Raw genomic sequence first — 21,385 nt, forward strand, 5'->3', positions numbered from 1 at the left:
AGTCCTATAATAGAAAAACAGCCAAACTTACTTTTTACAGAATGAACACACAAACGGAGTTTTCTAAGGAAGTGCTTAAGTTAATTAAGTCAATACCGCGAGGTAAGGTTGTGACCTATGGAGATATTGCTAGACTAGCAGGTCACCCACAAGGAGCACGTGGTGTTGGATGGCTTCTTCATTCCTGTACTAAAAGTCATAGCCTTCCCTGGCAACGCGTGCTGAAATCTGGAGGAAGCCTTTCATTTCCTGCTAATAATCCCCTCTATTTTCAGCAGCAAGAACTGTTAGAACAAGAAGAAATTGTCATTACCAATGGTAAGGTTGATTTAAAAAAATACTCTTGGGATGGGAAACCATAGCAGTTAGGGATGTAACCTGAGAGGCCAATCAGAATTCGTAGCTTAATGAATAACAGTGTGAATTTTTTGGTGTTTCATTTCCACGCTACAACAACATTCTTTAATGATTTGTACTACTTCCTCGAGATCATCCGTAATATGAATCATTTTCATATCATCATGATAAAGTAAATTATTTTTTAAGGGAAAATTAATGACCCAATCCAACAATGGCTGCCAAAATTCTTTTCCTAGCAAAATAATGGGTACTGTTTTCGGTAATTTGTTTTTGTTTATCCTGTATAACTCCACTTGCTTGTGTCTTAGCATGGTGATGATTTCAAAAAGTTCATCGAGGGTACCGAAACTTCCTGGAAAAAAAATAAATCCGGAAGCATAATTGAGTAAAAGAATTTTGCGAATTAAATAATAATCCACATTGATAGTGCCGGCTAAAAACGGGTTATTTTGTACTTTGAATGCTCCTACAGCAATACCAAAAGATCGCTTCTCCAAACTGTTCGCTTCAGATGCACCTCGATTGGCAGCTTCCATAATTCCAGTTCCAGCTCCAGTTAGGATTGATATCTTTTGTTCAACCAATTTTCTCGAGAGTAATCGTGCATTCTGCGCATAACTGCCTTCTTGTTTTGCTTTAGATGAACCCAATATTGCAACTATGGGGGTTGGCATTTTGGTAATTTGATAGGAAGCCTTAATATTTTGATAAAATACTCGGAACACTCTACCTAAAAGTCTAAAACTACCTCCTAAACCAATCATAAGCGTATCCTTTCCTGTGTGCCCTCCCTTAATTGTATATTATTTTTACATTTTTGGAGTCAAATCAGTTCAGCAGAAATGACATAGCCACTTTCTTGAACTAAGCGTTCAAGACAGTGGCTATTTACAGCACTCCGAGATCTCTTGGGACATAGAGGGGTGATCAACAGCCATTGACCGCAAAAGACCTCGACAAACTTAAGGTTTTTGCCAAATAAGAGCGCCAGTATGTCTGTTCAGACAAGTAATATAAGTTTTAGTTCCTTTACGATCTTTAGAAAAAATAAAAACGTAATCACCTGCAATTTGCCATGATAATATCTTTGCATGAAATGGAGCATTCCATAAACGTACTCCAGCATAGGTATAGGCAGTAACATGATCTTCGCTATCAAATGTTGAAATAACTATCACAGAATCAGGAGTCAGTTTCATTCGCTCTTGCTGAAAATCATAATCTTCAACCGGAGCAGCCAAAGCAGGATCATCTACTGGAGCAGCAGAAACTTGAGTGATTAAGGAGGCGGAAAATAAAAAGCCCAGTAACATCATTCGAAACAATTTCATATTAAAACCTCTTGAATATAAATAAAGGGATACGCTTTGTGGTCAACTTTTCCATAAACGTATAAGACAATTCAATTCGAGTATCGAAAGAATCCAACGGAAAATACAATTATTCTCCATTCTTGTAAATAGTTTGACTTTACTGACAATTTAATTACCTGCAAACTATTAACCTTGTATTCCAACCCTATCGGTTTTAATTCATTAAAATGATTCAAAGAAATCGATGGATTCCTGCTTACGCAGGAATAACCACGTTTGCTCTACAGCTCTAAGTCTTGGACCAATCTTATTACGCCACCTAAAATGATGGATTAGATTAAAGAGTGATTTCAGGGACCGTGATTTTATCTGCATCCTCTCTCTCTGCTGGAATAGGCTGGAATAACAATTGACTTGAGTTTGCCTGAGTATACATTTTAGGATCAGGAGGTAAATAATTCCCAGGATTAGCAAAATACCGAGTTATTTCCGTAAAAATCTTCTCATTTAATGATTGATTTTCCTCTTCAGATAAAACGATATTTAAACCTCTATCGAGCCGTTTCGCGGGAATAATATCGATATAATTATCGTTCACCATGTTGGCAAGCGCCTCAATTTTGAAATTATTTTTCAATAAAATTTCGATGGCTTTTTGAATATTCGGATGTGCAGAACATTTATCCATAAAAAGACGCAATTGATTAAGCGCTTTCAAAGAATCTGATACATTACCTAATTGTCTTTTCAACTCCTCTAGTTGCAAATCCTGTTGATTTGCAAGGTGCAAAATCAGTGTATTAAAATTATTTTTATTTGCCTGAAGAATCGCAGGATATTGCTTTTTATCTGGATCCATTAATTGACAAAGTACGTCATGTATTAAAAAAAGTAATGCTAATTTTTGAGTCAAATTACTAACTGTTTGAGGATCACTCAACTGCAGTTGTCGAATTGTGGTATCAATTGCCTCTTTACCTAAACGGGACTGTGATAATGCAGGAAGCGCGTTAAATAGAACAGCTAAAGTCTTCATATCCTTCACGTATCGATTGAGTAATTCAATCATCGTACAATAATGAGCAAAATACTCCTGCTGATTTTCAGGGAATTTCCCTTCTATGGCATGACTTAAGATCTCATCAGTCCAATTGATAAACTGCTGTTGAAGCGCATTGTGCCAAGAGTAATGGGGAGCCAATTGTTTAGCCAACGCATTGAACTGAGTAATACAGAAATATTGACCATTAAACAATTGCACAAATTGAGACAATTGAGAGCACCATGCTTTAGGATCCAACTTCAATTGTTTGTCTAATTCCTGACGCATTACCTTAAGGAGAGCAGGATCAGATTCTTTGCTTTCCAATGCCAGTAATGCAGTAATATTTTGTTTGAAAAGTCCTATTTGTGTACATGCTAAAGCCTGACTCTGCGTCAATTGTAGCGGAGTTACCTGAGCCAGCATTTGAAAGCGTCTTTGCCAAAGAGCAGGCAAGGAAGGATAATGCTTTCTAAAAGGAGCAGTGAGCTGTTCATGACGTAAGATCAGACGAATGCAGGCATCAGCATCGTATTCTTCATATAAATTAAAACGTAACAAATCGAAAATAAATGAACTTTTAATATTTTTTACAAGTGTAGGAAGCATTGTTTTGAATCGTTCATATTCTTCGGCGCTTGCGGCAGAACGTAATTCATTAAACTGATTCAGCCATATCTTCAACGTTGCTTTTCTTGATTGTCTATTTTCTACTTCTGTTGCTTGTTCCTTTTGCTTAACGAGATCATCAAGCGGTTGCTCTATCCATTCTTTTAGGTCTTCCGCAGTTATCTGTTCCGTCTTTTTCTTTTTAGCTGGGGTTGCAAGAACCGTTTCATCTGTATCTTCTCGAACTGCGCTTAAAGCCTCTTGAAAAACCGTTAAGACTTGTTCCGGCCTCATTCTTTGTGTTTTATTAGGATGAAGTGCACTTCTAAGTGCCTCCGTTAATTGTTCCTCTAGCCTTGGATCAAAATCCATCTCGCTGAAGATACCTGAAAAATCAGGATTTTTTGTTTCTTCAAGTGCATTGATACTATCTCGCTTGGGGGCACCTGCTAACTCGGTGATACAGACAAATAATGCATATAAGTCACTTTGAATGTCATAGTTCATAGGCTTTCCATCTCGATTAGCAAGCCACATATCAGTATCCCATGCCATTCGATTGCCATAACTTTGTAAGGTAGAGTATGGCTCATCGTTTTTTATTGTTTTGGCTAAGCCCATGTCAATGACCGTGATTGTCCATTCACTATGCCCATTCTCTTCATCTTTATTGAGTTGAGCCATAATGTTTTCTGTTTTTAGATCACAATGAATTATCGTTCGACCCTTGTGTTTTCCGGCAGTCACTGTTCGATGAATTTGTTTTGGAACCTCTTCGATTAAAGTACAAGCAAGACTTAAAAACTCCTCGCCAGAGAGTTGATCCATATAAAAATCAAGAGTACGTCCAGGAGCACGATTCATATGCAGGTAAGAATATTGTTCCGTTTTGACTAAGCTATAGTGTATTCCTAAAGTTGGATGCTGACTTCCTAGATATTGTTCTCTATTCGCTACACGAACATACCAGTTCGGTTTATTGGGTTTATCACTCAACTCGTTTTGATCCGCATGCATCTGTTTTATTACATAAGAGCCTGATTCATCAAAAACACCTCCGTCTCCTTGAGGAATGATGGACTTGATCACCGGGAAAACATTGCCAAAACTGCCTTGATCTTCAGAACTCGGTTCAAAAACATCTAAACGTCTTGATGGTGCATTAGAGACTAATGGGTCGGCAACGAATTGAAGAACAGGTAGCGTGAGCACAAAGCGTGATTTTTCTCCAGCTGATGTGGGTAAAGAATAGACGTTATAAGCTTCTAATAACCCTGGATTGGCTCCATGTACTGAATTCATAAGTGCTACAACAACAGGAATATTTTCAGGTAAAGTGGGATTAAGGTAATGAATAGGATTAGCCATGGTTTATTTCACTCAATACTGTATATAAAAACAAACAATGTGTTATATTATAACATAATGGTCTCTTTTAGTCCATTTTATTGACTAACCATTTGATTATTGCCCACTATTATTGACGTTGATCCCTTAGAATTGGGGACTCTGTTGAATAAAGAGCGAAGAAGAAGAGGAAGAAGATCATTGCCAAACTATATGTATGTCATTCCTGCGCAGGAATGACATAAAATTTTTCAACAGCTCCCTTGAGAGAGGGGGTCGAGGGAAATTTACCCCTTATCTGACCCAACATTGACTAATGAGATAATTGTGGAGGAGTTATTTCAAGAGCACTAATTTCATCGGAGTTCTTTGCCTCTTGAGGCCTTGGCTGGAATAACATTTGAGTAAAATTCTGTTGAGTATGAATTTTGGGCTCAGGTGGAAAGTATCTCCCAGGCATAGCAAAATACCTAGTGATTTCGACAAAAAGCTTCTCATTTTGTGCTGAGGATTCTTGCAATGATTGATTTGCTTCTTCTGACAGAATGATATCTAAACCTCTATCAAGTCGTTTCGCGTCACTGACTTTCATATAATTATCGTTCACAATGTTGGCCAGTGCTTCGATTTTAAAATTATGTTTTAATAAAATTTCGATGGCTTTCTGAATGTTCGGGTATGGAGAACACTTATCCATGAAAAGTCGCAATTGATTAAGCGCCTTTAAAGAATTGGAAATATTTCCTAATTGTATTACCAACTCCCCTTTTGGCGGATCTTGTTGATTAAGTTGGAAGATAATTGCGATAAATTGGGCACTATTCGTCTGCATAATCGAATCGTATTCTTTTTTATCCTGATCTATTAATTGATAAAACACATCATGTATTAAAAAAAGTAATACTAATTTTTGAGTCAGATTAATAACAGTTTGGGTATCACTCAATTTAAGTTGTCGAATTGCCATATCAATTGCCTCCACACCTAAAATTGACTGTGATAACTCAGGAAGCGCATTAAATAGACCAGTTAAAGTTTCCCCTTCCTGCGCACACCGATTGAGTAGCGCAATCATGGAGTGGTAATGGGAAAAATACCCCTGAATTTCAGGAAATTTTCCATGTATGGCGTTATTAAAGATATCATTAGCCCAATTGATAAACTGCTGTTGAAAATCCTTTTTCCAAGCGCAATGTGGAATCAATTGATTCGCCAATTCATTTAACTGAGTGACACATTCATATTGATGATTAAAAAGTTCCACAAATTGGGGTAATTGTAGGCACCAAACTTTAGGCTCCAACCGCAATTGCTTTTCTAATTCCTGACGCATTACTTTGATTATTTCAGGATCAGACTCCTTGCTTTCCAATGCGAGTAACGCAGTAATATTTTGTTTGAAAAGTCCTGTTTGTATACATGCAAAAGCCTGTCTCTGCGTCAATTGTAGTGGAATTACTCGAGCCAGCATTTGGAAGCGGTTTTGCCAAAGGACAGGTAAGGTTGGGTAATCCTTATTTAAAGGAGCAGTGAGCTCTTCATGACGTAAGATGAGACGAATACAGGCATCAACATCGTACTCTTCAAACAAATTAAAACGCAACAGATTGACAATAAATGAACTTTTAATATCTTTTCTAACCATAGGCAGCATCGTTTTGAATCGTTCGAATTCTTCGGGGCTTGCGGCAGAACGTAATTCATTAAACTGATTCAGCCATTTTTTTAGAGTTATTTTTCTTGGCTGTCTATTATATTCCTCTACTGCTAGTTCCTTTTCCTTAGCTATCTCTTCAAGTGGTAGCTCTATACATTGTTTTAAGTCTTCAGCAGTTACTTGGTCCGTTTTTCTCTTTTTGGCTGGTGTAACAAAGAGAGTTTCTTCTGCATTTTCTCGAACAGTGTTTAAAGCCTCTTGAAAAACGGCTAAGGCTTGTTCCGGTTTCATTCTTTGCTTTTTATCAGGATGGAGCGTGCTTCTGAGTGTATCTGTTAATTTCGCAGCAATTTTGGGATCAAAGCCCATATTACCAAAGATGCCTATAAAATCAGGGTCTTGAGTCATTTCAAGACCTCTTTCCAGCGCCCTCTTTTTATGCTCCTCTGCAGTCAACTTTTCAATCGATTCTTCAGTTGATTCCTCAGTTATTTCAGTTCCATCTCGACTTAGCGCGCCTGCTAGCTCACTGATGCAAACAAATAGTGCATATAAATCACTTTGAATATCATAGCTCTTAAGCGTTCCATGCAAACTCGCAAGAAACATGTCTGTATCCCATGCCATTCGATTACCATGGTTCCGTAAGGTAGAGTATGGCTCATCGTTTTTTATTGTTTTGGCTAAACCCAGGTCAATTACCGTAATTGTCCATTCACTATGCCCATTCTCTTCATTTTTCTTGAGTTGAGCCATAATGTTGTCTGGTTTTAGATCACAATGAATCATCGTTCGGCCTTCGTGTTTGCCCGAAGAAACTATTCGATGAATTTGTTTCGGAACTTCTTGGATTAAAGTACAAGCAAGACTTAGAAACTCCTCACCAGAAAGTTGATCGATATAAAAATCAAGAGTGCGTCCAGGAGCTCGATTCATATGCAAATAAGAAAATTGTTCCGTTTTGAATAAGCTATAGTGTATTCCTAAAGTTGGATGCTGGCTTCCTAAATATTGTTCTCTATTTGCTACGCGAACATACATATTAGGTTTGTTGGGTTTATCACTCAATCCATTTTGATGAGCACGCATCTGTTTTATTACATAAGAGCCTGACTCATCAAAAACACCGCCATCTCCTTGGGGAATGATGGACTTGATCACCGGGAAAACATTGCCGAAACATCCCTTATCGTCAGAACTCGGTTCAAAAACATCTAAACGTCTTGGTGGTGCATCAGAGCGCACTAATGGATCGGCAATAAATTGAAGAACAGGTAGCGTGAGCACATAACGTGATTCTTCTCCAGCTGATGTAGGTAAAGAATAGACATTATAAGCTTCTAATAAGCCTGGATTGGCTCCATGTACTGAATTCATAAGTGCCAGAACAACAGGAATATTTTCAGGTAAAGTGGGATTAAGGTAATGAATAGGATTAGCCATGGTTTATTTCACTCAATACTGTATACAAAAACAAACAATGTGTTACATTGTAACATAATGGCCTTTTTTAGTCCATTTTATTAATTAACCATTTGATTATTCGGTACTATTTATTGTATTTGTGAGCCGAATTTTATGATCTTCCTGGTTTAATAAAAGAATGTTATGAACGTCCTTAAGCAACCAAGTTTACCTTTATTTTTTCTTGAAAAAGTCTTTTACACGAATCATAGAATCACATCAAGGAAAAGCTTAATATAGAAATTTATACATTGATTTTCGAGGGAATGATGAAAGAACTAATTGAGGCTATGGTATCTAACCCGGATGAATTTATCCGCTTAATTTCAGAAAAACCGGGTGGCTTTTCCCTAGAGTATGCTACTTATTTAGATTCTATTGACCCTTTAAACAGTGTACATGAATTATTTGAGTTTGAGGGTTTGAGACCTTTTGCGGGCCATTCTTTAGGACCTGTATTCAAACCGGCTGTGAAAGAAATAGAGCGCATTAATAAGTTGCAAGCAACTCAGTTACATGAAGGACACTTTCCCGAAACTCACAAACATGGCGGTAATTGGTTTGATTGTGATATTGATGAGGAAGCAATCAATGCAATGCAGGAAATTTTAGGCTTTTCTGAGCCTTGCGAATTTCTCTATACTCAGGAAGGCTTATCTTCTAATCTAGGACGATTGGTGGATACATTTTACCGACCCACATTGTTTGATTGGCAATCAGGAAAAACCGGGATCTGTCATTTGGGAAAAGAATTTTTTTCCGATCAAGCAGTCATTGAATCGGTCTTAAAAAGAGGGATACAAACGGCTAAGAATTTTGGTGTGTTTCGTGATCCGAAACAGGTTCCCAGTCCCACATCCCTTACCCTAAAAATCCTTCCTGATGAACAAGGACTCTATAGTGAAGAGGCCGTTATTCATTTTGTCAAAAACCATGCCGCGCAAATCCAAATCCTACACTTATCGGACATAGTATTTAGTACGGGACAACGTCTTGATATCACACATATTTTAACCGAACTAAAGGATACGATAGAGCAATACCCTATTATTGTTGGCTTGGATTTAGCTCATACAATAGGAAATAGAACTTTAAATCTACGCGAATTACCCGTCACTTACGCGGTGGGTTGTGGTTATAAGCATATTTGTGGTTCAGCAGGCAGTGGCTTTGGCATTTATGTTAACAAGAATACAGACTTGGAAAAATATCCACCCATTCAAGGATGGAAAGCAGCAGCTTCCGAGAAAGTTTTTGACTTAATTGATGGTTACGACTCTAGGATCATGATGCAAAAAGGAGCATGGGCTTTCAGATGCAGCAATCCCTCCCCTGTTGCCCTTGCACCAGTAAAAACCTATATCAAAACAATGAGTCAGGTAGGTTGGCATAAATTAAATGCCAAATCTGAATGTCTTACTCGTTATATGCAAGCTCTAATACAACAACATTTAGGCGATAAAATTGAGTGGATTACCCCTGACGATCCTAAAAAACGAGGGGCCATGCTGGTTTTTCGTGTTAAGGAAATTAGTGATGTTAAACAAATAGAAGCTTTATTAAAAAAGGCAAGTGACTTGGGAACGTTCGAAATCGACGTCCGCCCTCCGAACAATATTCGCGTTACAGCACATTATGGATATACCCAGTTTACTGATATTCATAAAATGGTTTCGCGCCTCGAACAGGTTGTTCATCTTTTGCTGGAACAAAAAAAGCTAGAAACCTTCACTTTAACCTCAATAAAACAACGCAGACAAAGTGGTTTTTTTGAGCAACAAATTGAAGAAACAGCCCCTTCTAGCTTTCAGCATGCTCAAACAAGTAATGGTGTTTATACCCCATAATTTTTTTAAGAATTAGGTTGTGCAATCTTGATTAGCCCCCGAAAATGAGAAGGAGTATGGTGTTTTAGCAAGGCACCGATGCATCGGTGCCTGAGGCTCATAGTAATTTACATTTTCTAAACAAGTGTTTTTAATGAATACAAATAAAAAAGTTACATTGTTTACTGACATTCATTTTTACCATGGTTTCATCTTCATTAGCAAAGGAGATAACTCAAAGATTCCTTGCTTCTCTTCAGGTTCAACGTCCGTATCAGAAATATCTTTGTCTTGATTGGCTACATCGTGCATAAGATGCTTATTTTTATCAGTTGGTTTTGGCTCCATCGACAAAGGGGTTGGAGCAAAATTTTTAGTTTCCTTGTGCACACCCTTCGTTTGGAATTTCGGGCTTGGTGTGGGCAGTAAATTATTAGCCAACTGCTGGATAAATTCATCATATAACTTTAATGTAGGCAAATTCATGCAAAGTGAAACTATATTTCCTTCTTCATCTTGAGTCATGTTAAGGCAATCATCAGATAAATGATGTTTTTCTTTAAATGCATTGAATTCTTTTAGAATAGCCTTCATGAATTTTTTTAACTCTTCTCTTTGTTCTTCAGATAATGAGTTAGGATTACACTGTAAATTAATGGTCAGAGTCATCGATTTTCGGTCATTATCAATAACCAATAACCCTTTAGCAACTAACTCTGCAATGACGCCCGGATCAAAACTTTTTTCATCTGAGTGGGACTCTGGATCAAGCTCTTCACTATCTTCCATGAAACTGAACTCACCTATTAATTCTTCAGTATTATCAACTAAGTCAGCCTTAATCAAAGATTTATCATCACCATAGCCGGCTTTTTTTTCTGATGTATTATCAGAACCACCTCCGTCACCGGCACCACCGCCACCGCCGCCATGTCCGAAACAACGAGGGGTTGGAGCAGTTTCTTTAAAACAAATCCGACAACGTATCTTTGCTGATTCAGCAGCAGCCTCTTTCTTTTCTGCTTCTTTATTTAATTGTTGCAAAGCGAATCCTGTGGAAGAGGTTTGGGGTTCGCCTTTTGGGCCAGAGGCGTGCTGATGCTCGTCTTTTTTCATGAGGAATACCCAATTCAAATTTATCAATAATGGAACAATTGTATGTAAAAATTTAATTTATCTGTGTATTAGCTACAGGGTTTTACGATTTTTTTACGTAAATACATTCCCACAAAAAGAAAAGATTTACCGCATAAAGATACGATTTACAATCAAGCTATTTATGGGGCTCTAACCAATGAACGAGCTTTTGGCATCAACTTGTTCTTCAAAAAACGATTAAACCTGTTCACACAATTTTATTTGATAGGGGCTACCAAGATTAAGAACTCATTATTATCAAAAGAAAACGTTCCAACTTGTTCCATCCCCACTTTTTTATGAGCATTTATAGAGCGTAAATTCTGGGTAGAGATCAACACGGCATATAAATCTAACTCTGGACGTTCCTTCATTAAAAATTCAGAAAGCTTTTCATAAAGCTTAAAAAAAACACCTTGCCCTCTATAGTCCTTATCAATGCAAACTGGGCCAGAAATTGCAATATCATAAGTGGATAAAGGCTTTCCTCGATAAGAAATATCAGGGAAACAATCCAGCATTGAAGCGACTAAGGGTATATGTTTATTGTATTCAACCGAGCTGACACAAATATAAGCACAAACCCTATTTTTATCTTTGCAAATAAAGACACAAATATCATCATCCATGGATTTTAATTGTTCAATGGAAAAACTACCGGAAAGATAACCATCGCTTTTTTCTGATGGGGTTAAAGCATCAACCAGATTTTTATTTTGTAGCGTCACAATCTGTTCGAAATCATCTAGAATTGGTCTTTTATACTCCATAATCCCTGCCTCCAAACCAATAGGAAGAAAAAAAACTATTATTAAGTAATTCCGCTTCATTTTTTAGTGATTACTATAAAGGCTAGCACAAATAAATCCATTCCACTTATAAAAATGGTACTCATTTACCTCCAAAGCATTTTTCGTTCTGCGCAAATTAAATAACACTTGACTAATTTAAGGGCTATTGATAAAATTTGGCGCAAGAAATCGGCTGATGTAGCTAATCTCTGAGTCTTCCTGAGTTACATCGTTTTCGAAAGATTTTGCTGAAGGCTCCTCAATATTTTTTTTATAAAACTACTTCATAAGTATTCTTATGTTTTGAGGAGCCCTTTACCATGTTTTTTAATCGTCATGACAAAAATATCCATATCTCATCTGTCCAATCTAAAAAATTAAAAGCACTACATTCCATGCTGTCGTCAAAATTGGATTGGTCTGATTTTATCCTATTGAGCACGATGTTCTTAGAGGAAAAGATCGGCGATATAATAAAAAATGAATTGCATGCTATTCAAGTGATGTACTTAAAAAATCAAAAGACCGACGCAATACAATTGATATTACAAATTTGCCGAGATCACAAAGAAATATCTGATGATGAACGCTCTTTGATCCAATCCCAAGTTTCAACATTGACCGATAATCCACTTGCTCTTGATAGTAGACGCTATTTCGAAACCAGATTCGCTTTAGAGTTATGGAACAGCCTTAATGAAGTGGAATTTGAAACCATAACAAAACTCTCTGCACTAATTAATGAGATTGATCCAACAATTGATATACCTAAAATGGTACAATCACTTGATGACGCTGAACTCGTCGTTGATCGTATGGAAAAATGCGAACATGTGGCAGAAATAGCTGAAAAAGATAAATCAATTAAGAACCATTCTACGTTATATAAAGTTAAAGATCGAGGAAAAAACCGATTCGATACCAAAGCAGAAAAAGTATATAGTAGTAATCCGGGAATTATGAAGTCCTTAGCGTATAATCCTCTCGATGAAGTGATTCCTGCCACAGCGAATCGACTTGCGGATTTAGCGCTTATTAATGAAAATGTGGAACATGGTTATTCAAAATCGCATCCTCATGTTCCTTTTGTCAATTCCTTGTCAGGTCATACTATTATTTTTATTATTGTATTAGAACGGTATTTAATTAAGCATCAATCAGACCCCAAAACGCTACTTCAATCCGATGTCGATAATCTCATCAAAGCATTTATTGCATTCACCTGGAAAAGAGGATTTCATAGTTTTGCGGAAATGGTAGAGATTTTACATGATCCGAGCATTCAAAATATTATTGCTGCACAGGGCATTGATATAAATTTGCCACTCGATGCATCGATTTTATCATCTACTTATAAAAAAGCAGCGGAATATGCTTATCAGGTGCATTTAAAAAGAAATTGCAATCAAGAAGTTCTATCTCAAGATACTACAAAATTAAGCCGCCTAAACTGGAGTTTCAATAAAGACATCTATGAATGTCCTAACATTCAAGATGTTCTAAAATATTGCTTTAGAGAAAAGATTTTATTTGTTTTTGATCTTGATAATACGATCATAAGACCAATACGCTCGAAAGATTTAGGCAGCGACCAATGGTTCGAAAAATTAATAGAACATATACAAAAAGTATTTCCAAATGACCATGAAGCATTTGAACTGGCATTGACGCTACGTAACGCCATCCATAAAAATATTAAAGTTGGGGCTGTTGAATCGGATACAATTGCAATTATTCACTTACTGCAAAAATTTCACATCCCAGTCATAGCGTTAACCTCACGAGGTCCTAGCATTATTGATACAACAGAAAAACAAATGCGCGAAATAAAAATTAACTTTTCAAAACATGGCGAATCAGAGAAATCTTACACTTTATTCGCATCAGAACATCAGGTTGCAATGTATCAGAATGGTATCATTTATTGTGATGGTATGAATAAAGGAATTGTTTTGAGAGAATATTTAAAACGTGCTTCTTTGCCAAGAGATATCGTAGTCGTAGACGATACTAAGAAAAATCTGGTTCGCATTCAACAGGAAACCCAATCAGTAGCGAGTCGCATCACAGGATTACGATATGGTTACCTAGACAGTAAAATGAGTCATTTCGATTTTGGAAAAGCTAATCAATATTTATTGGAAATCAGATCATCTTTCTCAGACTCTGAAAATGAAGCTATCGATAAATTAAACCTTAATTTGACTAAAACAGAAGCTGATCCAACCGGCAAACACCTGTATTTCTTTAACGGCTCCCGATTAGAAGAATATGAGTCATCAGAATTTGACCGATATAAAGCGAATAATTGTTCTATTTTGTAAACCATGTAAATGACTTAGGGAGCAAGTCACACATCAAGTAACAGTGCAAATCTAATGAGGAGCTGGGAATGCAGTTCCTCAATTTTTTTAAAATTGCTTATACCACAAAAGAACGTATGCCCTAATAATGAATTTGAAAAGGCGCTGCTAGAAGCTACATCCATGGGTCATGACAATTTGTCACTGTCATTAATCCTACACTGCGATGCCCAATAGGGAACCAATACCAGCACTCACAATCATCGCGAGCGTCCCCCAAACCACCACACGCACTGCTCCTGATACTATGGACGCTTCGCCAACCTTTGCAGCCACTGCCCCGAGTAATGCTAAAAAAAGAACTGCCATCACGGATATGATTAGAATAAGATGAGCTTGGGGAGCAATAAAAATCATTAATAAGGGTAATAATGAACCAACAGTAAAACTGCAGGCGGAAAACAATGCTGCTTGAAGAGGACGTGCACTCGTAACTTCGGTAATACCAAGCTCATCGCGAGCATGGGTGCCTAAAGCATCCTTAACCATCAATTGTTTTACAACTTCTTTTGCAAGATCAGGTTCTAGTCCTCGATTAATGTATATAGCAGTGAGCTCTTCTATTTCACTTGCTAAACTCGTCTCAAGCTCTTTCCTTTCGCGCTTTAAAGCAGATTTTTCTGTATCTGCCTGAGAGCTTACAGATATATACTCACCTGCAGCCATTGACATCGCACCAGCAATTAATCCTGCAAACCCCGCTATAAGAATTCCATGATATGGCGTGTGAGCAGCAGCAACGCCAATCAATAAGCTTGCAGTAGATATAATACCGTCGTTGGCACCTAATACGGCAGCCCGTAGCCAACCAATTCGTTCAATTCGATGATATTCTCTATGTTGCATATACTGCAAAGCTCCTCTATGAAAATGTCTTGCTTAATATGCCAGTAAGTTATTCTCCTGGCATATCTGATTTGTATTTATAGGTTGCATGTTCAGGAATATCGGTAGCGGAATAAACGCTAATGATTTTGAATGGTTTGTTTGCATTAAGATTAATAAAATTATGAGGTATCCCTTGAGGGATAAAGATCATATCCCCTGCTGTAACTGTTGAATTTTTGCCATTGAGCACAGATTTAGCCCGACCTTCTACAACAAAGATGACCTGATCAAATTTATGGGTTTCCATCCCAATCTCATTTTTGGGGTTTGTTTTAGGTGTGATATTCATAAAAACAACTTGAGCATCCTTACCTGTTACAAGTGCTAACTTCCAGTTTTCATTCTTTTTTGCCATTTCAAAAATTTTAGGAGTAATAACTGTATTTAATTTACTATCCATCGCGCTTTCTGCAGAATGAGCAAATGAGGATGTTGCAATTAAGGTGGACAAAAGTATAGATATAAAAAATCCCTTTTTTTTCATTATGCTCTCCATAATATTTAGATTTCCAGAAGCATTTCTGTATCGTTCAGAACTACAACCGCCCTATTAACGATAACGCCAGTACTGTATATTTAGTGTAGCATAATTGATCTAAATGTTTAATTTGTTCTTTAGCACTTCAATACTCAACTGCATTTTATAGTGTGGTACTGGATGCCATGATGCTATAAATTCCCCAATGATTTCAAAACCAGCTTTTTTATAGACATGCACCGCTCGCTCATTAGAGATTTCCGGATCAATAAGGACTATTTTCGCATCAGAAAGCTGGCTCAAAATAAATTCATGAATCATCTGCACTGACAATCCCTTACCGATATAATCCAATCTGCAAATGAATAAATCGAGTGTCATTGCACCATCAGGATATTCTTCCGATTGCTCCACTTCAGACGTAATTAAATAAGCAAAGGGAATTTCTTTATCATAGGCTATCCAATGAGTAGCCCAGGGTTCACCATGATTTAAGAATTGATCAATATCTTTGATGGTATTGTTTAACCCCTCTCCATGAAGCCATTGATTAATATGTGGTTGATGAATCCAATTTAGAACAAGCCCATGTTGTGATTTATCCACTGGTTTAAAACAAAAGCGAGCCTTATTTGTCCTAACGTTACTCATTCAAAATGTCCAAGATAAATAAAAAATCATCGTGAAATTATATCACTGATCTTGAAGCTATGGATTAACCAATTTTTCCAGTAAAGTCATTTGCTCTCAGTGAAAAAAATCACGTCAACGCGGGTAACTCATTGAAATTTTAAAGCAGCACATCAAAGATGTCTCAGTCAAGCGAAGTGCATAAGTCTTGAAACAAAGGGAGCTTTCTTATAAAGTTGTATTTTAAATACATCTTTATTATAATCATCATGAACAACCTAATCAAAGGAGCCCATCATGCCAGCAACTCATAAACCTGCGAAAACCTTCAGTGATAAAGTTGCCTTTGGACTTGTGAAATTTTTCCGATTTTTTGCTGATACTTTTTTTCAAAAACGATATGGCAATCGAGCAATAGTCCTTGAAACAGTTGCCGCGGTACCGGGCATGGTTGGCGCTGCATTGCTGCATTTGCGCTGCTTAAGAAAAATCAAAAATGATGAAGGGTGGATTAAAACGTTGTTGGATGAAGCAGAAAATGAGCGAATGCATTTGATTACGTTTATGTATATAGCCAAACCTAATTGGTTTGAACGAGTTATTATTTTCATAGCACAAGCTATTTTCGTCGTTTTATATTTGTTGATGTATATTGTTTCTTCAAAAACAGCCCATCGCTTCGTGGGTTATCTTGAAGAAGAGGCTGTTGTGAGCTATACCCATTATTTGCAAGAATTAGATGAAGGTCGCATTGAAAATTGCCCCGCTCCTGATATTGCTAAAAAGTACTGGAAATTAGCTGCTGATGCGCGATTACGTGATGTGCTATTAGCCGTACGTTTCGATGAAGAAGCGCATCGAGATGTAAACCATCAGTTAGCGGATAAATTGGCCAACGAGCGTACTCTTTTGACCAAGCTAAATTCAGAGCTTACAGATACTAAGAGTAGCAACCCATAAGAGACTTCTGGAAAAGAAAAAATATGAGGTGCATCATGAGAGCAGAATACAGCGACTTAATGTGTTACAAACAAATCGAAATTGATAGCCATGGAAAGTTGAAATTTTTCTTAGAAAAACACAGCACTAAGGAAGGAACCTGGGGTCAGCTCACCCTACACGAAGGGGCAATTGATTTTTTATTCTTAAACGGCCAGGGACAAGAACTTTCACGCACTCGAATCAATAAAGAACATCCCCAGTTACTCATCCCCCCTGCTGCATGGCATAAAATTATCCCTGTCAGCGAACCTTTTAAGGCAAATCTTGAGTTTTATTGTATGCCCCAACGATATTTCAATAAAAAATACAGTTTAGCAGCAGCACACAGTGATTTAGTGTATGTCTATCAAACTTATTTACGTCATTTGCACGCCGCATCAATTCTTGATGTAGGCTGTGGCTCAGGAAGAAATTTATTGTACTTAGCAAATCTGGGACATAGGGTCACTGGGATTGATTATAGTCCCTCAGCTTTGGAAAGCCTTAAGGATATCGCCCATAAAGAAGCATTGTCCGGAGTCAATACGCGACTCCATGATTTAAATCTACCGATGAATCTTGAACCAGAACATTATGATTTAGTACTCTCCACAGTCACTCTGCAATTTTTAAATACCCAGCGCATCCCTGAATTACTCAACGAACTCCAAAAAACCACGAAGAAGAAAGGGTATCATTTTTTAGTATTCCCTGTTCACTCAGAACTTTATTCAATGCCAGAGTTTTTCACCTTTTTGCCGCAAAAAGAGGCACTCTATCATGTATATCAAGACAGTGGCTGGTCAATACTTGAATACAAAGAATCGGTAGGTCATTTGCATAAACAAGATGAACTGGGAAGGCCATTATGCGGTTTGTTTGCTCTTTTGCTCGCACAAAAAATCATATAATAATTTATTTAATATTCAAGAAAGCAGACAGTTCACTGGGGTTGTGCAAAACATCAGCCAAAGTATAACGTTCTAAAATCTTCATGAACGCAGCTTGTGCTTCATGCAAGATTCCCTTTAATTTACATGCAGGAGCGATACAACAGTTGGCTTTTTCTTTATTAAAACAAGGGACCAAATCAAAATGGGGCTCTAATTGAAAAACGAGTTGACCTAAATTAATCGCCTCAGGCTGGGCAGCCAGTAAAATGCCACCATTCTTACCGCGAATGGTTTTAATCAATCCAAGTTTGGCTAAATTGTGAATGATTTTAATCAGATGATTGTTCGAAATGCCATAGGCCTCTGTAATGTCTTTAATCGTGCACGAATCTTTTCTAAGAGCGATATAAATTAAGGCTCGTAATGAGTAATCCGTAAATTGCGTCAGTTGCATCATTAATTCCTAATTGTTAGTTGACTCTGATTATTTCTTTTTATAAGATGTATTTGCAATACATCTTTAAGGAGTATACCATGACTGAGTCGTTATTTGAGCGTTTGGGAGGCCAAAACGCAGTAAATACTGCTGTTGATATTTTCTATCGTAAAATGTTACGGGATGAGCGTGTGAGTCATTTTTTTGATGACATTGATATGGAACAACAAATCTTAAAACAAAAAGGATTTTTAACCATGGTGTTTGGAGGCCCCAATCACTACAGCGGGAAAAGCATGCGCGAAGGACATGCACATTTAATCAAACGTGGATTAAATGATACACACGTGGATATTGTTATTGAACATTTGGGTGCAACCCTCAAGGAATTAGGCGCAGCAGAAAAAGATATTGAACAAGTGGCAGCCATTGCCAATAGTGTTCGCAATGAAGTATTGGGGCGCCCATGAGTATTATAGACTTTAACAATCAATCTTATACCTTAGAACCTAAGGAAAATGTATTACAATGTCTTCTGCGACATGGTGTGGATTATCCTAACTCATGTCAGGCGGGTATTTGCCAGTCCTGCCTGATTAAAGCTAAAGACGGTGTGGTACATCCATCTTGGCAAGAAGGATTACCGGAAACGCTTAAATCGCAAGGTTATTTTCTCGCCTGTCTGGCTCAGCCAGAAACCGCACTTCAGATCGTTGCGCCTGAGAATGCTGAATGCGAGGTAACTGCGCGATTAATTGAACTTAAACCACTTAACTACAATGTGATGCAGGTTAAACTTGGGGTGGATGATTTAAACTATTGGATACCCGGACAATATCTTAATTTGATTAATCCCGAAGGCACTATGCGTAGCTATTCAATCGCCAACATCCCCATACAAGAAGGATTTATTGAGTTACAGATTAAAATCTATCCAGGTGGAGAAATGGGACAATGGCTTGTGAATAAGGCAACAAAGCATACAGAAGTTAAACTTAGAGGACCTTTTGGCCGTTGTTTTTACCATAATCCCGACCATTTAGTATTCGATATGTTATTGGCAGGAACTGGAACAGGACTAGCACCGCTTATTGCCATTACCAAAAGCGCGCTCAGTCAAAACCATCAAGGACGCATCACTTTAGTCCATGGGGGTCTTACTGATGAGGACATTTATTACCAAGATGAGTTGGAAACTTTATCAATAGCATTTAATTCTTTCATTTATGACCCTTGTGTCGTACAAAGCCAAGGACGTTATCCTGAGGGATTGATTGAGGGCAGAGCCTTAACACACATTAATAATGCTCATAATACTAGAGTATATGTTTGCGGTCCTAAAGAAACAACCAATAAGCTTAAAACCAGTATCTTTCTAACAGGCGTTCCTTCTAAACATATTTTTAGTGATCCATTTCTTTAAATGGTAATCATTTTTCTATGTTCAATAACCCTAATCCAAAGAGCCCTTAATCGATTTGAAAAAGTTTTAATCGCTTTTATTTAAAACCAAGTTGCATGTCTTTGTGAGGAATGCCAGCATCTTGGTATTCATTACTACAAACCACAAAGCCCAATTTTTCATAAAATGGAATGGCATAGACTTGAGCTCCAAGCTTTGCTTTCTTAACCTGATGATTTTGGCGCAGGTCCTCTATTATAAAGTTCATCAGCAGATGACCCAGTCCTTTTTTTTGGTGGGTCTCCAAAATAGCCACGCGCTCAATTTTAGCAAAATCGTCTATGTAACGCACACGTGCAGTGCCCACAGGCAACTGATTGAAAAGCAAAAGATAATGATCGCTACTAGAATCCAGTCCGTCGACTTCTTCATTAACGGGGATTTTCTGCCCTTCGACAAATACTTGATATCGGATAGTAAGGCAAATTTGAACATCTGCTGCAGCAGAAATTTTTTTTACGGAAATCTCACCGTGTTTTATACTCATAATCTTTCTTGTGGCTCTATTTCTAACGAAAATCAAGTTTAATTGCAGGTTCCATCGGGTGTCAATCACATCCAAGGAACGAAACATGCATATGTGGGGCTCTAATCCATAACACCTGGAGTCATGTTTAAAGTAAGTACAGCCTACGGGAAGATTGATATATCAAGTGTCATTTAAAAACTGGATTATAACTGAAACAAATGAATTGCCAGTATGTAAGTAATTGTGTTAATTAGTACCTATTACTTGCGAAGTTTAGGTAATTGCTTTTAAGGAGGGAGTTCCATGGATAGACGGTTTTTTTTGATTACTTTAGGTACTATGCTCACTGCAACACTAATAGCTGCGCCAATTAGTTCTATTGTTACATTGAGTGGTGGAGGCAATGTTGCTCCCGCAACAAGTTTGACCCTCTCCCTCAACGGGCTGATACCCGGAGTGAACTATAATGTAGTTTGTTATATTGATACTCAAAATCCTTTTCAATACATTTTATTGGGTAGTTCTCTGGCTGACTCAACAAGCACGATTACCTCATACAGCCTGAATGGCAATTATGTTATGCAGGATCAATTACAGGTAGGACGGAATTTGGTGGTTATTAATGGAACATTTAATAGCCCTTCTAGTAGTACCATTAATTTTACTAATTTGGATCAAACAAATTCATTTAATCTTAATAATTGCTTTGGTATTCCCCAAAAAGTCCCATCACCAGGCATTATCGGAGACGGATTATGAAAAAAGTATTGATATCCGCTTTAAGTTTGCTAATGCAGATTTTTTCGACAAATTTGCAGGCGGCAAATGCCCCAATCCAACAAATTGATATTGCAAATTTGCTGGCCAATAGTGTTGGTGGTTCAGGCGGCGCTACTGAAACAGCGGTGAATGTCGCGTTCTTAAATGGTGGCGCATTACCCTGTTATACGACGACACTTGCCTATCAGGCAGCAACATCCATACGGGCTGGCACAGGGCAAACTTGCCAAGCGCCGATAACGAGCATTACTCTTACCCCAATTGCCAATTCAAATGGCTTAGGGACTGTGTATGAAACACCACTCTATCCCGTTATAGTGGATAGTAGATATTATTCAACCCAGATTACTATTACTCAGAATACAGCACCAACCTTTGACCCTAATAATGGGAATATTTTATTGCCGGGCACACTTCAGACTACAGTGGTGAACCATTTAGGACGGCTAGGCTCCTAAA

At 37.6% G+C, this 21,385-nt stretch carries 20 protein-coding genes; 9 read left to right on the forward strand and 11 right to left on the reverse strand.

Annotated elements, in window-relative coordinates; genetic code table 11:
- The first annotated feature begins 41 nt into the window (after window positions 1-41).
- Entirely contained in the window at window positions 42-362 is a 321-nt protein-coding gene (locus OQJ26_RS03690; RefSeq protein ID WP_265702588.1) for an MGMT family protein, read from the forward strand.
- 42 nt (window positions 363-404) lie between these two features.
- On the opposite strand, the gene OQJ26_RS03695 is transcribed toward OQJ26_RS03690, so the two are convergent.
- The 4 genes from OQJ26_RS03695 to OQJ26_RS03710 all read right to left on the reverse strand — a co-directional run bounded on the left by OQJ26_RS03695 (window position 405) and on the right by OQJ26_RS03710 (window position 7,771).
- Complete coding sequence (locus OQJ26_RS03695) at window positions 405-1,124, reverse strand: LOG family protein (RefSeq protein ID WP_265702590.1); 720 nt, start codon at window positions 1,122-1,124, stop codon at window positions 405-407.
- Between the two features lie 198 nt (window positions 1,125-1,322).
- Window positions 1,323-1,691 carry a hypothetical protein gene (locus OQJ26_RS03700; protein WP_265702592.1) on the reverse strand — a complete coding sequence of 123 codons (369 nt, stop codon included), beginning with the start codon at window positions 1,689-1,691 and terminating at the stop codon, window positions 1,323-1,325.
- A gap of 319 nt (window positions 1,692-2,010) precedes the next feature.
- A complete protein-coding gene (locus OQJ26_RS03705; protein ID WP_265702594.1) occupies window positions 2,011-4,692 on the reverse strand; it encodes a protein kinase domain-containing protein in 2,682 nt (893 codons plus the stop codon).
- 292 nt (window positions 4,693-4,984) lie between these two features.
- Window positions 4,985-7,771: a protein kinase domain-containing protein gene (locus tag OQJ26_RS03710; protein ID WP_265702596.1), complete on the reverse strand. Its 2,787-nt coding sequence runs from the start codon at window positions 7,769-7,771 to the stop codon at window positions 4,985-4,987.
- A 287-nt stretch (window positions 7,772-8,058) separates the two neighbouring features.
- Here OQJ26_RS03710 and OQJ26_RS03715 point away from each other — a divergent pair, with 287 nt between their 5' ends.
- A complete protein-coding gene (locus tag OQJ26_RS03715; RefSeq protein ID WP_265702599.1) occupies window positions 8,059-9,639 on the forward strand; it encodes an aminotransferase class V-fold PLP-dependent enzyme in 1,581 nt (526 codons plus the stop codon).
- Between the two features lie 177 nt (window positions 9,640-9,816).
- Here OQJ26_RS03715 and OQJ26_RS03720 read toward each other — a convergent pair whose 3' ends face one another.
- Both OQJ26_RS03720 and OQJ26_RS03725 read right to left on the reverse strand, forming a co-directional pair.
- The gene (locus OQJ26_RS03720; protein WP_265702601.1) at window positions 9,817-10,734 is read right to left on the reverse strand and encodes a hypothetical protein; all 918 of its coding nucleotides are present in this window, start codon (window positions 10,732-10,734) and stop codon (window positions 9,817-9,819) included.
- A 239-nt stretch (window positions 10,735-10,973) separates the two neighbouring features.
- Window positions 10,974-11,525, reverse strand: a complete 552-nt coding sequence (locus OQJ26_RS03725) for a GNAT family N-acetyltransferase (RefSeq protein ID WP_265702602.1) — start codon at window positions 11,523-11,525, stop codon at window positions 10,974-10,976.
- 341 nt (window positions 11,526-11,866) lie between these two features.
- On the opposite strand from OQJ26_RS03725, the gene OQJ26_RS03730 reads away from it, so the two are divergent.
- Complete coding sequence (locus OQJ26_RS03730; RefSeq protein ID WP_265702603.1) at window positions 11,867-13,870, forward strand: DUF2608 domain-containing protein; 2,004 nt, start codon at window positions 11,867-11,869, stop codon at window positions 13,868-13,870.
- A gap of 195 nt (window positions 13,871-14,065) precedes the next feature.
- Here the strand turns inward: OQJ26_RS03730 and OQJ26_RS03735 are convergent, their stop codons facing one another.
- The 3 genes from OQJ26_RS03735 to OQJ26_RS03745 all read right to left on the reverse strand — a co-directional run bounded on the left by OQJ26_RS03735 (window position 14,066) and on the right by OQJ26_RS03745 (window position 15,926).
- Entirely contained in the window at window positions 14,066-14,755 is a 690-nt protein-coding gene (locus OQJ26_RS03735; protein WP_265702604.1) for a VIT1/CCC1 transporter family protein, read from the reverse strand.
- Window positions 14,756-14,804: 49 nt separating this feature from the next.
- Window positions 14,805-15,281, reverse strand: a complete 477-nt coding sequence (locus OQJ26_RS03740; protein WP_265702605.1) for a cupin domain-containing protein — start codon at window positions 15,279-15,281, stop codon at window positions 14,805-14,807.
- Between the two features lie 111 nt (window positions 15,282-15,392).
- The gene (locus OQJ26_RS03745) at window positions 15,393-15,926 is read right to left on the reverse strand and encodes a GNAT family N-acetyltransferase (protein ID WP_265702606.1); all 534 of its coding nucleotides are present in this window, start codon (window positions 15,924-15,926) and stop codon (window positions 15,393-15,395) included.
- 276 nt (window positions 15,927-16,202) lie between these two features.
- On the opposite strand from OQJ26_RS03745, the gene OQJ26_RS03750 reads away from it, so the two are divergent.
- Window positions 16,203-16,865 (forward strand): alternative oxidase, encoded by a 663-nt coding sequence (locus OQJ26_RS03750; RefSeq protein ID WP_265702607.1) that lies wholly within the window; start codon window positions 16,203-16,205, stop codon window positions 16,863-16,865.
- Between the two features lie 35 nt (window positions 16,866-16,900).
- Entirely contained in the window at window positions 16,901-17,797 is an 897-nt protein-coding gene (tehB, locus tag OQJ26_RS03755; RefSeq protein WP_265702608.1) for an SAM-dependent methyltransferase TehB, read from the forward strand.
- 4 nt (window positions 17,798-17,801) lie between these two features.
- On the opposite strand, the gene OQJ26_RS03760 is transcribed toward tehB, so the two are convergent.
- Complete coding sequence (locus tag OQJ26_RS03760; protein WP_265702637.1) at window positions 17,802-18,233, reverse strand: Rrf2 family transcriptional regulator; 432 nt, start codon at window positions 18,231-18,233, stop codon at window positions 17,802-17,804.
- 80 nt (window positions 18,234-18,313) lie between these two features.
- Here OQJ26_RS03760 and OQJ26_RS03765 point away from each other — a divergent pair, with 80 nt between their 5' ends.
- Window positions 18,314-18,685, forward strand: coding sequence for a group I truncated hemoglobin (locus OQJ26_RS03765; RefSeq protein WP_265702609.1), 372 nt, complete (start codon window positions 18,314-18,316; stop codon window positions 18,683-18,685).
- The gene (locus OQJ26_RS03770) at window positions 18,682-19,638 is read left to right on the forward strand and encodes an FAD-binding oxidoreductase (protein ID WP_265702610.1); all 957 of its coding nucleotides are present in this window, start codon (window positions 18,682-18,684) and stop codon (window positions 19,636-19,638) included. The genes OQJ26_RS03765 and OQJ26_RS03770 overlap by 4 nt, the downstream gene beginning before the upstream one ends.
- Window positions 19,639-19,714: 76 nt before the next feature.
- On the opposite strand, the gene OQJ26_RS03775 is transcribed toward OQJ26_RS03770, so the two are convergent.
- Window positions 19,715-20,164 (reverse strand): GNAT family N-acetyltransferase, encoded by a 450-nt coding sequence (locus tag OQJ26_RS03775; protein WP_265702612.1) that lies wholly within the window; start codon window positions 20,162-20,164, stop codon window positions 19,715-19,717.
- Between the two features lie 285 nt (window positions 20,165-20,449).
- Here OQJ26_RS03775 and OQJ26_RS03780 point away from each other — a divergent pair, with 285 nt between their 5' ends.
- The gene (locus OQJ26_RS03780; protein WP_265702613.1) at window positions 20,450-20,905 is read left to right on the forward strand and encodes a hypothetical protein; all 456 of its coding nucleotides are present in this window, start codon (window positions 20,450-20,452) and stop codon (window positions 20,903-20,905) included.
- Window positions 20,902-21,384: a hypothetical protein gene (locus OQJ26_RS03785; RefSeq protein ID WP_265702615.1), complete on the forward strand. Its 483-nt coding sequence runs from the start codon at window positions 20,902-20,904 to the stop codon at window positions 21,382-21,384. Before OQJ26_RS03780 ends, OQJ26_RS03785 begins: the two co-directional genes overlap by 4 nt.
- The last annotated feature ends 1 nt before the right edge of the window (window position 21,385 follow it).

Source organism: Legionella sheltonii (genome assembly GCF_026191355.1).
GTDB classification, from domain to species: domain Bacteria; phylum Pseudomonadota; class Gammaproteobacteria; order Legionellales; family Legionellaceae; genus Legionella; species Legionella sheltonii.

Bases quoted from the DNA above. Each gene is read 5' to 3' on its own strand.
- tehB (WP_265702608.1), top strand. From the start codon at position 16,901: ATGAGAGCAGAATACAGCGACTTAATGTGTTACAAACAAATCGAAATT.
- OQJ26_RS03735 (WP_265702604.1), bottom strand. From the start codon at position 14,755: ATGCAACATAGAGAATATCATCGAATTGAACGAATTGGTTGGCTACGG.
- OQJ26_RS03775 (WP_265702612.1), bottom strand. From the start codon at position 20,164: ATGAGTATAAAACACGGTGAGATTTCCGTAAAAAAAATTTCTGCTGCA.
- OQJ26_RS03740 (WP_265702605.1), bottom strand. From the start codon at position 15,281: ATGAAAAAAAAGGGATTTTTTATATCTATACTTTTGTCCACCTTAATT.
- OQJ26_RS03720 (WP_265702601.1), bottom strand. From the start codon at position 10,734: ATGAAAAAAGACGAGCATCAGCACGCCTCTGGCCCAAAAGGCGAACCC.
- OQJ26_RS03770 (WP_265702610.1), top strand. From the start codon at position 18,682: ATGAGTATTATAGACTTTAACAATCAATCTTATACCTTAGAACCTAAG.
- OQJ26_RS03780 (WP_265702613.1), top strand. From the start codon at position 20,450: ATGGATAGACGGTTTTTTTTGATTACTTTAGGTACTATGCTCACTGCA.
- OQJ26_RS03730 (WP_265702603.1), top strand. From the start codon at position 11,867: ATGTTTTTTAATCGTCATGACAAAAATATCCATATCTCATCTGTCCAA.
- OQJ26_RS03760 (WP_265702637.1), bottom strand. From the start codon at position 18,233: ATGCAACTGACGCAATTTACGGATTACTCATTACGAGCCTTAATTTAT.
- OQJ26_RS03785 (WP_265702615.1), top strand. From the start codon at position 20,902: ATGAAAAAAGTATTGATATCCGCTTTAAGTTTGCTAATGCAGATTTTT.
- OQJ26_RS03705 (WP_265702594.1), bottom strand. From the start codon at position 4,692: ATGGCTAATCCTATTCATTACCTTAATCCCACTTTACCTGAAAATATT.
- OQJ26_RS03700 (WP_265702592.1), bottom strand. From the start codon at position 1,691: ATGAAATTGTTTCGAATGATGTTACTGGGCTTTTTATTTTCCGCCTCC.
- OQJ26_RS03745 (WP_265702606.1), bottom strand. From the start codon at position 15,926: ATGAGTAACGTTAGGACAAATAAGGCTCGCTTTTGTTTTAAACCAGTG.
- OQJ26_RS03725 (WP_265702602.1), bottom strand. From the start codon at position 11,525: ATGGAGTATAAAAGACCAATTCTAGATGATTTCGAACAGATTGTGACG.
- OQJ26_RS03715 (WP_265702599.1), top strand. From the start codon at position 8,059: ATGATGAAAGAACTAATTGAGGCTATGGTATCTAACCCGGATGAATTT.
- OQJ26_RS03765 (WP_265702609.1), top strand. From the start codon at position 18,314: ATGACTGAGTCGTTATTTGAGCGTTTGGGAGGCCAAAACGCAGTAAAT.
- OQJ26_RS03750 (WP_265702607.1), top strand. From the start codon at position 16,203: ATGCCAGCAACTCATAAACCTGCGAAAACCTTCAGTGATAAAGTTGCC.
- OQJ26_RS03695 (WP_265702590.1), bottom strand. From the start codon at position 1,124: ATGATTGGTTTAGGAGGTAGTTTTAGACTTTTAGGTAGAGTGTTCCGA.
- OQJ26_RS03690 (WP_265702588.1), top strand. From the start codon at position 42: ATGAACACACAAACGGAGTTTTCTAAGGAAGTGCTTAAGTTAATTAAG.
- OQJ26_RS03710 (WP_265702596.1), bottom strand. From the start codon at position 7,771: ATGGCTAATCCTATTCATTACCTTAATCCCACTTTACCTGAAAATATT.